At 38.3% G+C, this 13,454-nt stretch carries 14 protein-coding genes and 1 pseudogene; all 15 read left to right on the forward strand.

Going from position 1 to position 13,454, the window contains the following annotated elements; all coding sequences use genetic code 11:
- Positions 1-41 precede the first annotated feature (41 nt).
- Positions 42-236, forward strand: a complete 195-nt coding sequence (gene atpE / locus QE422_RS11475; RefSeq protein ID WP_002979108.1) for an ATP synthase F0 subunit C — start codon at positions 42-44, stop codon at positions 234-236.
- Positions 237-321: 85 nt separating this feature from the next.
- On the forward strand, positions 322-819 hold the full coding sequence (locus tag QE422_RS11480; RefSeq protein WP_307458278.1) for a F0F1 ATP synthase subunit B: 498 nt from the start codon (positions 322-324) through the stop codon (positions 817-819).
- A gap of 2 nt (positions 820-821) precedes the next feature.
- Positions 822-1,361 (forward strand): ATP synthase F1 subunit delta, encoded by a 540-nt coding sequence (gene atpH / locus QE422_RS11485; protein ID WP_307458280.1) that lies wholly within the window; start codon positions 822-824, stop codon positions 1,359-1,361.
- Between the two features lie 26 nt (positions 1,362-1,387).
- Positions 1,388-2,965 carry a F0F1 ATP synthase subunit alpha gene (gene atpA, locus QE422_RS11490; protein WP_307458282.1) on the forward strand — a complete coding sequence of 526 codons (1,578 nt, stop codon included), beginning with the start codon at positions 1,388-1,390 and terminating at the stop codon, positions 2,963-2,965.
- A gap of 85 nt (positions 2,966-3,050) precedes the next feature.
- Positions 3,051-3,914, forward strand: a complete 864-nt coding sequence (atpG, locus tag QE422_RS11495) for an ATP synthase F1 subunit gamma (protein ID WP_307458285.1) — start codon at positions 3,051-3,053, stop codon at positions 3,912-3,914.
- A 108-nt stretch (positions 3,915-4,022) separates the two neighbouring features.
- Positions 4,023-5,381 carry a hemolysin family protein gene (locus tag QE422_RS11500; protein WP_307458288.1) on the forward strand — a complete coding sequence of 453 codons (1,359 nt, stop codon included), beginning with the start codon at positions 4,023-4,025 and terminating at the stop codon, positions 5,379-5,381.
- Positions 5,382-5,401: 20 nt separating this feature from the next.
- Entirely contained in the window at positions 5,402-5,704 is a 303-nt protein-coding gene (locus QE422_RS11505; protein ID WP_307458289.1) for an ATP-dependent Clp protease adaptor ClpS, read from the forward strand.
- A gap of 385 nt (positions 5,705-6,089) precedes the next feature.
- Entirely contained in the window at positions 6,090-6,704 is a 615-nt protein-coding gene (gene udk / locus QE422_RS11510) for a uridine kinase (protein WP_307458292.1), read from the forward strand.
- Positions 6,705-6,706: 2 nt separating this feature from the next.
- Positions 6,707-7,063, forward strand: a complete 357-nt coding sequence (locus tag QE422_RS11515) for a septum formation initiator family protein (protein ID WP_307458295.1) — start codon at positions 6,707-6,709, stop codon at positions 7,061-7,063.
- A gap of 123 nt (positions 7,064-7,186) precedes the next feature.
- A complete protein-coding gene (locus tag QE422_RS11520; protein ID WP_307458297.1) occupies positions 7,187-8,338 on the forward strand; it encodes a methylmalonyl-CoA mutase family protein in 1,152 nt (383 codons plus the stop codon).
- Positions 8,339-8,632: 294 nt separating this feature from the next.
- The gene (locus QE422_RS11525; protein WP_307458300.1) at positions 8,633-9,073 is read left to right on the forward strand and encodes a DinB family protein; all 441 of its coding nucleotides are present in this window, start codon (positions 8,633-8,635) and stop codon (positions 9,071-9,073) included.
- 77 nt (positions 9,074-9,150) lie between these two features.
- Positions 9,151-10,297: pseudogene (locus tag QE422_RS11530) on the forward strand (class I SAM-dependent methyltransferase).
- Positions 10,298-10,432: 135 nt separating this feature from the next.
- Entirely contained in the window at positions 10,433-10,735 is a 303-nt protein-coding gene (locus tag QE422_RS11535) for a hypothetical protein (protein WP_307458303.1), read from the forward strand.
- Positions 10,736-10,888: 153 nt separating this feature from the next.
- A complete protein-coding gene (locus tag QE422_RS11540) occupies positions 10,889-12,268 on the forward strand; it encodes a dipeptidase (protein ID WP_307458304.1) in 1,380 nt (459 codons plus the stop codon).
- A gap of 92 nt (positions 12,269-12,360) precedes the next feature.
- A complete protein-coding gene (locus QE422_RS11545) occupies positions 12,361-13,392 on the forward strand; it encodes a T9SS type A sorting domain-containing protein (RefSeq protein WP_307458306.1) in 1,032 nt (343 codons plus the stop codon).
- Positions 13,393-13,454 lie beyond the last annotated feature (62 nt).

A 13,454-nucleotide genomic window follows, 5' to 3' on the forward strand; every position in this document is an offset into this window, starting at 1 on the left:
TAAAATAGTAAGTAAGAAACAAATTTTTAAAATTATATATTATGGAAATCCCTAAAATTGTAGGTGCTGGTATCGTAGTACTAGGTGTAGGTATCGGTCTTGGTAAAATCGGAGCTGCTGCTCTTGAAGCTATCGCTAGACAACCTGAACAATCTGGAAAAATCCAAACAGCTATGCTTATCGCAGCTGCACTTGTAGAAGGTGTTGCGTTTGCTGCTCTATTCGCAGTAAACTAATTAAACTAAAGCCACTATCCGTAACGGTTGGTTACAGATAGTGGTTATTTAAGAAAAAAGTAATAATTATTTATACATTTATATAATGGAATTAATTCACCAGTTTTCATCAGGATTATTTATTATCCAAACAATTATTTTTCTGGCATTGTTATTATTGTTAGGTAAATTCGCTTGGAAACCTATTTTAAAATCTATTAATGATAGAGAAACTTCTATTGTTGACGCTCTTAATCAGGCTACATTGGCAAGAAAAGAGATGGAAACTTTAAAAGAGGATAACGAAAGAATCATTCGTGAGGCTAAAATCGAAAGAGATGCGATCCTTAAAGAAGCGAGAGAAATCAGAGATAAAATCGTAGGTGAAGCTAAGGATGTTGCTAAATCTGAAGGTGATAAAATGATCGAAGCTGCTAAACAAACCATCAATGCTGAGAAAAATGCTGCTATGGCAGACATCAAATCTCAGATCGGTACATTATCAGTAAACATCGCGGAATCTATCCTTCAGCAGAAATTGGATAACAGCGAAGCTCAAAACGAATTAGTTCAGAATTATTTAAACAAATCAAACCTTAACTAAGAATGCTTACATCTAAAGTAGCTAAAAGATACGCACAAGGTTTACTTGATTTTACAAACGAATCAGGTCAGACGGCTACTGTATTTTCTGAAATGAAAGATGTGGTAAAGCTGATGAAAGAATCTTCAGATCTGAATAAATTCTTCCTTACGCCGTACATCGATTCTAAAAAGAAAGTAGAAGTAGCAAACGAAATATTCAAAGGTTTATCGGTTTCCAGCCGCAATCTGATTACTTTGGTGATCAAGCACGGTCGTGAAAACCAGCTTAAAAATATTGCACAGGAATTCATCAACAAAGTAGAGGATATCAACGGGGTACAGAGAGTAACTCTTACAACGGCGACTCAGCTTTCCAAAGAAAACCTTGAGCAGATTTTAAGAACTTCCAATCTCGTTAATACCAATACCAATTTCGATTTGCAGGTAAATGTAAAGCCTGAAATTTTAGGAGGTTATATTTTAAGAGTGGGAGACCAGCAGATCGATGCATCTGTAAAGTCTAAGCTTAATCAGGTTAAAAAAGACTTTAGCTTAAATTAATTCAAAAAAGAAAAAACAACCATACAATGGCAGAAATAAATCCGGCAGAAGTATCTGCGATCTTAAAACAGCAATTGGCCAACTTCGATACTCAATCAAACGTTGAGGAAGTAGGTACAGTTTTAACCATCGGTGATGGTATTGCTCGTGTATACGGGTTAGAAAACGTACAATACGGAGAGTTGGTGAAATTTTCTAGTGATGTAGAAGGTATTGTACTGAACCTTGAAGAAGACAACGTTGGTGTTGCTTTACTAGGTGAAAGTAAATTAGTAAAAGAAGGAGACACTGTAAGAAGAACAAACCGAATCTCTTCTATTAAAGTAGGAGAAGGAATGTTGGGAAGAGTAGTAGATACTCTTGGTAACCCTATCGATGGTAAAGGTCCTATTGCAGGAGATTTATACGAAATGCCGTTGGAAAGAAAAGCTCCAGGAGTTATCTACAGACAGCCGGTAACTGAACCTTTACAGTCAGGTATCGTTGCGATCGACTCTATGATCCCTGTAGGAAGAGGACAGAGAGAGCTTATCATCGGTGACAGACAGACCGGTAAAACTACTGTTGCGATCGATACGATCATCAACCAAAAAGAATTCTTTGATGCAGGGAAACCTGTATATTGTATATATGTTGCTATCGGACAGAAAGCATCTACTGTAGCACAAATCGTTAAAACCCTTTCAGATAAAGGAGCTTTGGCATACACCGTAATCGTTGCGGCTAATGCATCAGATCCGGTTCCGATGCAGGTATATTCTGCTATGGCAGGAGCTGCAATCGGTGAGTTCTTCAGAGATACGGGAAGACCTGCATTGATCGTTTATGATGATTTATCCAAGCAGGCCGTAGCTTACCGTGAGCTTTCCCTACTATTGAGAAGACCACCGGGCCGTGAAGCTTATCCTGGGGACGTTTTCTACCTTCACTCAAGATTATTGGAAAGAGCAGCGAAAGTAATTGCTGATGATCAGATTGCAAGCCAGATGAACGATTTACCGGAATCTTTGAAGCCGATCGTAAAAGGAGGAGGATCTTTAACGGCACTTCCGATTATCGAAACTCAGGCAGGTGACGTTTCTGCGTATATTCCGACCAACGTAATCTCGATTACAGACGGACAGATCTTCTTGGAGTCCGACCTATTCAACTCTGGGGTTCGTCCTGCGATCAACGTAGGGATCTCCGTATCAAGGGTAGGAGGTAATGCTCAGATCAAATCCATGAAAAAAGTTTCTGGTACGCTTAAGCTAGACCAGGCTCAGTATAAAGAATTGGAAGCGTTCGCTAAGTTCGGTTCAGACCTTGATGCAGCTACATTGGCAGTTATCTCTAAAGGGGAAAGAAACGTGGAAATCCTTAAGCAGCCGGTAAACTCTCCGCTTCCGGTAGACAGCCAGGTAGCAATGATCTACGCAGGAACAGAGAACTTATTAAGAAACGTTCCGATCAGAAAAGTAAAAGAATTCCAGATCGAATATATCGAATTCCTTAGATCCAAGCACCCAGACACAATGGCTGCGATCAAAGCAGGGAAAATCGATGATTCCATCACCAGCGTTCTTAAGCAGGCAGCTAACGATTTAGCTTCTAAATATAACTAAAAATTAGTTGATGGTTGTTGGCTGGCAGTTAACAGAACTTTCTAAAACTAGCAGCCAACAACCGACAACCAACATCTAACCCAATATGGCAAACTTAAAAGAAATACGAGGCAGAATTACATCAATTTCATCAACGATGCAGATTACCCGTGCCATGAAAATGGTTTCCGCTGCGAAACTTAAAAAAGCACAGGATGCCATCGTGATGTTGAGACCTTATTCTGAGAAACTGCAGGAGCTTATCCAGAATGTAAATTCCAGTTCGGATCCTGATCAGATTTCTGTTTACGCTCAGAAAAGACAGGTGAAAAGAGTGCTTTTCATCGCTATTACTTCAAACAGAGGTCTTGCCGGAGCTTTCAACTCATCGATCGTTAAAGAGCTGAATGCACAGTTTCAGAATAACTCCCAGTACGAAGTTGAAGTGCTTTCTATCGGTAAAAAAGCTTTTGATGCAGTAAGAAGAAGCCGTACGGTATATGCCAACGAAAGTGCAATCTTTGATAAATTGAGCTTTGAGGCGGTTTCTCATGTTGCTGAAGCAGTAATGGACAGCTATACAGAAGGAAAATTTGACGAAGTTTATTTAATTTACAATAAATTCGTGAATGCTGCCACTCAGGAAGTAACCACAGAACAGCTTCTTCCGATTTCAATGCCTGAAACTACAGAACCTCAGGTAGAAACGGATTATATTTTCGAACCAAGCAGAGCGGAAATCCTTGATAATCTGATTCCTAAATCCATTAAGACTCAGGTTTTCAAAGCAGTTCTTGATTCGGTAGCATCTGAACACGGAGCGAGAATGACGGCCATGCATAAAGCAACAGATAATGCCCAGGCATTGAAGAATGATCTGGTTATTTTCTACAACAAAGCAAGACAGGCGGCCATTACAAACGAGATCCTTGAGATCGTTTCCGGAGCTGAAGCTTTGAAAAATTCATAAATAATTATTTTACCATAGTATTTATATTAAAGCATCGTATACCACGATGCTTTTTTTGTTATTTTTATTTTGTATATATTTGTAGGAACAAATTTATATAACTTCTAAATGGACTCGGACATAGTCAGGCTTTTGCTGGCCGTATTACTTGTTTTACTTAATGGCTTCTTCGTAGCCGCAGAATTTTCAATCGTTAAAGTTCGTTATTCACAGATCCAGTTGAAAGCCGCAGAGGGAAACTCTATGGCCAAGCAGGCAGAGCATATCATCAAGCATCTTGATGAATACCTTTCGGCTACGCAGCTCGGGATCACATTGGCTTCCCTTGCATTAGGTTGGGTGGGAGAAAGCGCCCTTCATCATATTGTTGAAAATATTTTCGATTCTCTTAACGTTGATCTCAGTGAGGCGACGGTTACTTCTATATCAGTCATTACAAGCTTTGTACTGATTACGATCATGCACATTGTTTTCGGCGAGCTGATCCCGAAATCCATTGCAATCAGAAAGTCGGAGTCCACAACGATGGCTACAGCTATCCCGTTGAGGGTTTTCTATACCGTATTTAAACCGTTTATCTGGTTGATGAACCTAATGTCCAATACCTTTTTAAGGCTGGTAAAAATTCACCCGGCATCGGAGCATGAAATCCATTCGACAGAGGAACTTCAGTTATTGGTAAAACAGAGTGCGGACAGTGGGGAAATTGAAGAGGAAAACTATGAGATCATCAAAAATGCATTCGATTTTACGGATCACTCTGCAAAACAGATCATGGTGCCCCGTCAGAACATCACTTCGATCGATTTTGAAGAGGATGTGAATGAAATCATCAATAAAATTATGGACAGCGGTTATTCCAGAATTCCTGTCTATGTAGATTCGATCGATAATATCATTGGGATACTGTATACCAAGGAAATCATCCGGGAATTCGTGAAAAGAAAAGGAGAGCTGAATCATGAAGATCTAAAAGAACTGATGAGGGATGCATTCTTTGTTGTAGGAAGCAAGAAGATTTCGGATTTACTAAAAATCTTCCAACAGAAAAAGCAGCATTTGGCCATTGTTATCGATGAGTTCGGTGGAACAGAAGGAATTATTACCCTGGAGGACATTCTTGAAGAACTTGTGGGTGAAATCCAGGATGAAGAAGACGATGAGGAGAAAATCGTTGATAAAATCGGAGAAAACACCTACTGGGTGCAGGCAACGCAGCCTTTGGATGAAATCAACGAATTTTTGCCGAAGAAACTGGCACTTTCTGAAGAGAGTGAATACAATACTCTGGCCGGATTTATTCTTCACGCTCTGGAAGACATCCCGGAAGAAAATCAAGAGTTCGAGCTGGAAAATTATCAGTTCAAGATTCTGAAAATGAATAATAAGAGTGTGGAGTTGGTAGAGTTGGTATATGAAGAGCCCAATAATGTCAATGACCTGGCAGAGAAGATAGGAGAGGTTTAATCTATTTTTAAATAAATAAAATGTTTTTCAACCATATAAAAGATTACGACGACCCGAAACGGAAATATGAAGAAGAAGTTCTCGTTTTGGACGATACGGACGAAGTATATAAGCTCGTGCTGCATAATGATGATGTTCACACTTTTGATTATGTGATCGATTCTCTAATCGAAATCTGTAAACACACCCTGGAACAGGCCGAACAATGCACCTTATTGGTTCATTTTAAAGGCAAATGCACCGTTAAAACTGGCTCGTTGGATCTTCTGAAGCCTATGCATGAAAAATTACTTTCAAGGGAATTAACAAGCGAAATCGTATAAAACAGTCCGGCCGTACAGCCGGATTTTTTGTTGATTAACATTGGTTGAGATAAGCTCTGATTTATTGGCTGGAAGAGGGAAGAGGGAAGCCGGAAGTTTTCTGTACTGAGAATAAATTAAATATTATAAATTATAAAAATTCATTCTGGTTCAAAAGAAATCTTGATTGCTGCTCATTTGCTGAATGAAATGCCCTTGCGAACGGAGAATATACGCAGCAATTTTACCTAAGACCTTTGCGGACGCCGCGTTTTAATCAAATTCATTCATTTACCTTCCAAAATAAATTAATTTCACCTCTTAAAAATGCCTATCTTTCTTTATCCTTTTTCCGTCTTTTAAATAAAATAGTATATTTGTACAAACTATAAAGAACTTAAAAATAATGCTTGTAATAGGAATTGCAGGAGGTACAGGATCCGGCAAAACTACGGTGGTTGACAAAATTATCCAGCAGCTGGATATAGAGGGAATGAACATCCTTTCGCAGGATAATTATTATCACGATAATCATAACCTGACCCTGGTTGAAAGAGAAGCCCTGAATTATGACCACCCGAAATCCATTGATTTCGATTTATTGATAAAACACGTAAAAGCATTAAAAAACAATCAGCCGATTGAGCAGCCGATTTACAGCTTTGTAACGCATGGAAGAACCGGAGATCATGTAACTGTAGAACCTAAAAATGTATTGGTGGTGGAAGGGATCCTCGTTCTTACCAATAAGGAACTGCTTAAGGAATTCGATCTTAAAGTATTTGTGCATGCCGATTCCGATGAAAGACTGATCCGAAGGATCCGCAGGGATACGCAGGAAAGGGGAAGGGATCTTAATGAAGTCCTGCACCGGTACCAGACCACGCTGAAACCGATGCACCAGGAATTTATCGAGCCTTCGAAAAATGAAGCGGATCTTATTATCCCGAACATGAGGCAGAATTCCGTAGCGATTGACTTTTTAACTACCGTTATTAAAAATTCGTTGAGAAAACATTAGTCATGAAAGAAAATAAACTTATCAAAGACATTCAGCCCAAGTCTGAAACATTCAAACTTATTCAGAAATACATTCTGAATAAATATACGATTACGATCTGCCTTTTTCTGGTGTGGATGATCTTCTTTGATAAGACTTCTTTCCTCGTAATCAACGAACTGAATGGCGAGATCAGCAAATACGAAGAACAGCTTCAGTACTATAAAACCGAATACGAGAAAAACGACGCGTTTTATAAAAAACTGATGAACAATAAATCCGAAAAGGAGAAATACGCCCGCGAAAATTATTTCATGAAGAAACCGGATGAAGAAATCTTTATTCTGGTGGTAGACAGCACCAAAGTTGCTAAGAAATAGAAAATGTGAATTGTGAACAGTCAATCCGCTGCGCTAGTCAATTTGGTTATTTGTCAAATTCACTATTCACTTACAAAGTAAAATTCACCATTCACTACTCACCAAACCAATATTCCAAACACCATGTCAGAAAACGCCTGGGAAAATCTAGTAAAAAAACAGCTCAAGACCGACGATATTTATTCCGTTCTTAAAAAAGAAAACCTGGAAGGAATCGAAGTAAAACCCTTTTACGATTCCGTAGACAGACCTTTAGCCAATCTGCCGAAAATTGAAGAAAGCACACATCTGGTGGCCAGCTATCACGAAAGTCTGCAGGAGGATGTATTTGCCTTTCTGCTGGATCAGAATGTAGAAAACCTTGAGCAGAAAACTATTTTTGTAAATAATACTGATCTCGCCGGACATATCAGCCCGAAAGAAGAAGACCAGTATTTTTCCTTAGTTGATGTTTTTGATGAAAAAAAGGCTGCTGTCAACGATCAGCTGGTAAAAGAATTACTGGCAAAACAATTCAGAAGGAATATCTGTGTGGATATTTCCCTTCATCAGAATGCCGGCGCCGCCATTTATCAGCAGCTGGGGATTGCCTTGGCAAAAACAAAAGAACTGGTGGAATTATACGGTGCCGGAATCCTGAATAAACTGATATTCAGAATTGCGGTCGGAGCCAACTATTTCTTTGAAATGGCCAAGCTGCGGGCATTTAAGATCGTTTTCAATCAGCTTTCCAAAGAATATGGCCTGGATGAAATTCCGTACATTTTTGCAGAAACGTCTTTGCGGAATAAATCGGTCAGTGATAATGAAAATAACCTGATCCGCTCTACACTCGAATTGGCTTCCGCCATGATCGGAGGTGCTGATGCGGTCTTCAGCAACAATTATCTGGTAGACCGAAGCACGGAAAATTCGGAAGAAATTTCCTTCAAACAGCAAATCGTACTGGCTTACGAAAGCATCATTAATGTTTTTGAAGACGCTTCCAACGGCAGTTATTATGTAGAAGATATTACCCGGCAGATTGCCGAAAAATCCTGGACTTTTTTTGTGGAAATAGAAGAAAAAGGAGGATATCTGGAATTGCTAAAACAGGGAGTCATCCAGAAAAAAATCTACGATCACGCCGTAGCAGAACAGCAATGGGTGGAAGAAGGAAAAATAAAGTTGATCGGTGTGAACCTGTATCCGAAATTAGAAATAAAAAAATCTTCGGAAGAATTGTATAGCGAAAAAGAGATTAGAGCAGTTCGCTGGGCTGAAATGTTTGAGTAAAAGTGGAAAAAGTAATGTATATTTTAAGTATCAACTTTCTTCTTTGATGCATTAGCTTTTTGATAATGTTTATGATTTCCGGACAATCAACACATCAATAACGTTGAATATGATGCCTTAATTATTCTTGGAAATTTTTCTTGTATTGAATTAAGTAAGCTTCTAAGTATGTATCAAGTTTATTGAAAGATGTAATATTGTTTTCTTTGATTTAAATAAAGAAAACCTGAAAAGCCTGATTTATTATCACTGAATTCACTTATATTAAAAAAGAAAATTTATATTTTCATTGCTATGAAAAAAAAACTGATTGATTTGTTTGAATACACATATCATTTTAACAAAGAAATGATTATAGTTATTACAGAAAATATTGAAAAAATAGATACAAAAACAATCAGTTTACTTAATCATACCCTTAATGCCCAACAGATCTGGAATTCGCGGATTTTAGGAGAAAATTCATTTGAAGTGTGGCAGGTAAATCCTTTAGAAAATTTAAATGAAATAAATCAGCAGAATTTTAATAAAAGTATTGAAATTATAGAAAAATTTGATTTTGATCAGAAGGTTCAATATGAAAATTCTAAAGGGGCAAAATTTGAAAACACAGTCTTTGAAATACTTTTTCAGGCGATTAATCATTCAACCTACCATCGTGGACAAATCAACTCCCTTCTCAAACAGAATGAAATCAATCCGGTTTTGACGGATTATATTTTTTATAAACGATAATTTTCAAATACATTTTAAAATTTCATTTTCATCTGTTGAGAACATCTGTTAATTAAAATTATCTATTCAAATCTGTGATTAAAATAATAGATCAAAACATCCAGCAATACATCAATGCAAATCTTAATACCGATCTGCATGCTTTATTATTAAAAAAGTCTCCTTTCCCTGAGGTTTCCATGCAGGAAATTGTACAGCAGATCAAGGGGAAACAGGTAGCGCAGAAAAAATTTCCCTTTTTACTGAAAGACGGAATTATTTTTCCGCCGCAGCTCAGTCTGGAACAGTCTTCCTCAGAAAAGACGGCCTTATACAAATCACATATTCTGAAAGGAGATAAATTCATAGATCTTACTTCCGGATTTGGAATTGATGCCTACTATTTGTCTGAAAATTTTAAGGAGACTACTTTAGTGGAGCAAAATGCGGATCTTTTGGAAACCGTCCGGAATAACTGGAATGTGCTGGCGAGGAAAGCCACATTTATAAATCAGAAGCTGGAAGATTTCCTGGAAGAAAATCAGAAATCATTTGACGTGGTCTACCTTGATCCGGCACGCAGGGATACCCTGAAAAATAAAGTCTTTCTGCTTGAGGATCTTTCACCCAATATTCTGGAAATCCAGGAAAAACTGCTTTCTATTTCGAATCATATGGTCATTAAGCTCTCGCCGCTTATTGATTTGAAATATCTGGTCTCCGTTTTACCCCATATTTTCAGGATTGAAATTATTGCCGTAAAAAATGATGTGAAGGAAGTGGTTGTCTTTTTATCAAAGGAAAGCACAGGGGAAATCAGCTGTAATTGTGTAAATCTGGACAGTGGAGAGCCCACATTTACATTTCACTTTGGACAGGAAGAAAGCCAGGCCGCAACATACGGAGAGCCCGAAAGGTATATTTATATTCCGAATAATGCGGTTTTAAAAGCCGGAATTTTTAATTTGATTTCGCAAAAGTTTAGCTTAACAAAACTTCATCCGAATACCCATTTTTACACTTCGGATCAGAAAATACCGGATTTCCCGGGAAGGGTTTTTGAAATGGAACCTGTTGAAGCTAAACAGGTTCAGAAGTCAAAAAGGGCAGTTTAATATTATTTCTAAAAACTACCCTTTGAAACCGGAGGAAATCAGGAAAAAATACAACCTGAAGGACGGCGGTGATAACTACCTTATTTTTACACAGTCCAAAAAAGGAAAAATAATTCTAAAATCCGTATAAAAATGTTGCCGTAAAATGTAGGATTTCTTAATTTTGGGCAATCAGAAATATAAGCAGGAATCGCTTGCCGTTAGAAGAATATAATCGGCCGATGCAGTGCGGTTCTGTATGATCTTAAAAAAATAAATTTTCCATATGAAAAAATTAGTTATATGTTTAGCCCTTGCTACAGTTGCGGTAAGCTGCAAAAAAATCCAGGCTGGCGGAAATAAAGACGTTATTAAGCTGGAAGAAGGGGTAGAAAGATATTCTGACGACGAGCAGACCAGCGGTGAGCAGGATAATCTTTCCAAGTACAGAGGAGATGCGCATGACGGGCATGAAACACCGACAAAAACCGATACTGCCGGAGCTCCTCAACATAAGGAAGAAGACGGAAGACACTCTGATGCTACTCCGATTCCGGAAGGATCTCAGAATCCAAAGGCTGAACACTAATTATCAGAAAAATATAAAATGTCCTGCAGCAACGCAGGACATTTTTTTTGTGGATTTGCAGGCAGCAAGCTCATACAGACCTGAGGAAAATTATCCTTTTTTGTTTGTTCCTGCGGGGCAAATTTTTTACTTTTAACGAAATAATATTTTACAATGCAAGAGACATTAAATTACATCAACGAAAACAAACAGCGTTTCGTAGATGAATTGTTTGAGTTACTGAGAATTCCCTCTATTTCTGCGGATCCGGCCTATAAAGAAGACGTGCTGAAATGTGCGGACGCTGTGGCATCACACCTGAAAAGTGCAGGTGCGGATAACGTGGAAGTATGCCAGACCAAAGGATATCCTATCGTTTTCGGGGAGAAAATTTTAGATAAAAACCTGCCGACTGTTTTGGTCTACGGGCATTACGATGTTCAGCCTGCCGATCCGCTGGAATTATGGACCAGACCGCCTTTCGAACCTTATATTGAAAAAACGGAGCTTCATCCGGAAGGGGCTATCTTCGCCAGAGGTTCCGCAGATGATAAAGGTCAGTTTTTCATGCACCTGAAGGCTTTTGAGGCGATGATGAAAACCAATACGCTTCCTTGCAATGTGAAATTTATTCTGGAAGGTGAAGAAGAAGTAGGCTCAGTCAGCCTGGGTGATTTCGTGAATGAAAATAAAGAAAAATTGTCCTGCGACTGTATCCTAATCTCCGATACCCATATTTACAGCAATGAGCAGCCTACGGTAACAACAGGTTTAAGAGGCCTCAGCTATGTTGAAGTTGAAATCGAAGGTCCTAACCGGGATCTCCACTCAGGACTTTACGGGGGAGCAGTTCCAAACCCGATTCATGTGCTTTCAAGAATGATTGCGAAACTGATTGATGAAGACGGACACATTACCATTGATGGATTCTACGATAACGTGGAAACGGTTTCCGATTCCGACAGAGCCGATATGAATAAACTGAAGGACAATCCTGAAGAATTCAAAAAATCTATCGGACTAAACGGCGTTGAAGGAGAAAAAGGATATACAACTTTGGAAAGAACATCGATCCGTCCAACTTTAGACTGCAACGGACTCTGGGGAGGCTACACGGGAGAAGGTGCAAAAACAGTGATCCCTTCAAAAGCTTCTGCTAAAATTTCCATGCGTCTGGTACCTTATCAGACTCCGGAAGAAATTACGGAGAAATTTACCGCTTATTTTAAAAAGATCGCTCCTGAAAACGTAAAAGTAAAGGTAACACCGCACCACGGAGGAATGCCTTATGTCCTACCAACCGATACCAAAGAGTTCACAGCAGCCAAGCAGGCTATGGAAACTGCTTTTGGAAAAGAAGTTCTTCCATACAGAGGCGGAGGAAGTATTCCGATTACCGCGATGTTTGAGCAGGTTTTAGGCGCTAAATCTGTTTTAATGGGCTTTGGGCTGGATTCCGATGCGATCCACTCTCCGAATGAGCATTATGGCTTATTTAATTTCTATAAGGGAATTGAAAGTATACCGCTGTTTTTTGAGAATTATGCTAAATAAGTGATAATAATAAATTTATATAAAAAAATCTCATAAATATTTATGAGATTTTTTTATATTTACGTGACAATAATTAATGAAATAATAATATTATGAAAAAAACTTTATCAGCTTTATTGTTTGCTTCAGCTTCGCTGATGTTCGGACAAACACTCGTAAGTGAAAATTTTCAAACTTTAACGGTTGGTAACTTAGGTACCGACGTAACAGGAAATACAGCAGGACAGAATGGCTGGTTATCAATTTATGGATCAAATGCAGATTATCAGATAACTAATATTGATGCAGCCCATGGAAAATCCTTAACTATTGCAAGTTATAACAGTTATAGCAGTGCTACAAATACGACCTTAAATACCAGAATTGCTGCTAAAGAAACAACCGTAGTTGCGACAACAGCAAACAATATTCTGCATGGTAAGTTCGATTTGTATACTGGTCCTTCTACAGGAACAGGAACTATTCAAATGAGGGTAATTGGTATGAATGGAACAGCATCGACTGCCATAGGCGGTTTTGTTTATGATGTTGCAACAAAAGAAATTCGAGGATTAGGAACCTTCACGAATCAATCCACACTTACTCCTACGGTTTATTCAATCGGTTTTGCAGCTGCTCCTGGTGTGCTTTTAACGGCAAATACTTGGAATACATTAGATTTTAGATATAATAAAACTACTGGTGCTTTTACGTGGTATTGGCCTGGTGGTTCTGGTTCGATTGCAGCAGATACTTCGTCTTTGGGACTTATTCCCGGAATGGTGGGAGAAGATCTCTACTTGTATAACGTTACTTCTACAGGAAATACGGTTAGTAAAATAGGTGGTTTTGATAATATTCTTGTAGAATTTACTACGACATCCGCTTTATCTACAAATGATCTGAGCTCCTATGTAAGAGCAACACCATCTGTAAAGATTTATCCTAATCCGACGTCAGATATTCTAAACATCAAAGCAGATTCAAAAATTAAGAATGTTACTGTTACAGATTTTACAGGGAAAAAAATAAATGTTGAACTGAATAACAGCAAAGTTGATGTAAGCGCAATTCCTGCAGGATCTTACCTTATAAGTGTTGAAACTAAGGATGGAATTTCCACTGAAAAATTCATCAAAAAATAAAGTTGACTATCTAATCTGATATTTAAAGCTTCCTGATTAAAGGAAGCTTTTTTGTTATCAGT

It is taken from the genome of Chryseobacterium sp. SORGH_AS_0447 (genome assembly GCF_030818695.1).
GTDB lineage: Bacteria > Bacteroidota > Bacteroidia > Flavobacteriales > Weeksellaceae > Chryseobacterium.

Bases quoted from the DNA above. Each gene is read 5' to 3' on its own strand.
- atpE (WP_002979108.1), top strand. From the start codon at position 42: ATGGAAATCCCTAAAATTGTAGGTGCTGGTATCGTAGTACTAGGTGTA.
- QE422_RS11520 (WP_307458297.1), top strand. From the start codon at position 7,187: ATGTCAGAAAACGCCTGGGAAAATCTAGTAAAAAAACAGCTCAAGACC.
- QE422_RS11535 (WP_307458303.1), top strand. From the start codon at position 10,433: ATGAAAAAATTAGTTATATGTTTAGCCCTTGCTACAGTTGCGGTAAGC.
- atpH (WP_307458280.1), top strand. From the start codon at position 822: ATGCTTACATCTAAAGTAGCTAAAAGATACGCACAAGGTTTACTTGAT.
- atpG (WP_307458285.1), top strand. From the start codon at position 3,051: ATGGCAAACTTAAAAGAAATACGAGGCAGAATTACATCAATTTCATCA.
- QE422_RS11480 (WP_307458278.1), top strand. From the start codon at position 322: ATGGAATTAATTCACCAGTTTTCATCAGGATTATTTATTATCCAAACA.
- QE422_RS11540 (WP_307458304.1), top strand. From the start codon at position 10,889: ATGCAAGAGACATTAAATTACATCAACGAAAACAAACAGCGTTTCGTA.
- QE422_RS11515 (WP_307458295.1), top strand. From the start codon at position 6,707: ATGAAAGAAAATAAACTTATCAAAGACATTCAGCCCAAGTCTGAAACA.
- atpA (WP_307458282.1), top strand. From the start codon at position 1,388: ATGGCAGAAATAAATCCGGCAGAAGTATCTGCGATCTTAAAACAGCAA.
- QE422_RS11500 (WP_307458288.1), top strand. From the start codon at position 4,023: ATGGACTCGGACATAGTCAGGCTTTTGCTGGCCGTATTACTTGTTTTA.
- QE422_RS11505 (WP_307458289.1), top strand. From the start codon at position 5,402: ATGTTTTTCAACCATATAAAAGATTACGACGACCCGAAACGGAAATAT.
- QE422_RS11525 (WP_307458300.1), top strand. From the start codon at position 8,633: ATGAAAAAAAAACTGATTGATTTGTTTGAATACACATATCATTTTAAC.
- QE422_RS11545 (WP_307458306.1), top strand. From the start codon at position 12,361: ATGAAAAAAACTTTATCAGCTTTATTGTTTGCTTCAGCTTCGCTGATG.
- udk (WP_307458292.1), top strand. From the start codon at position 6,090: ATGCTTGTAATAGGAATTGCAGGAGGTACAGGATCCGGCAAAACTACG.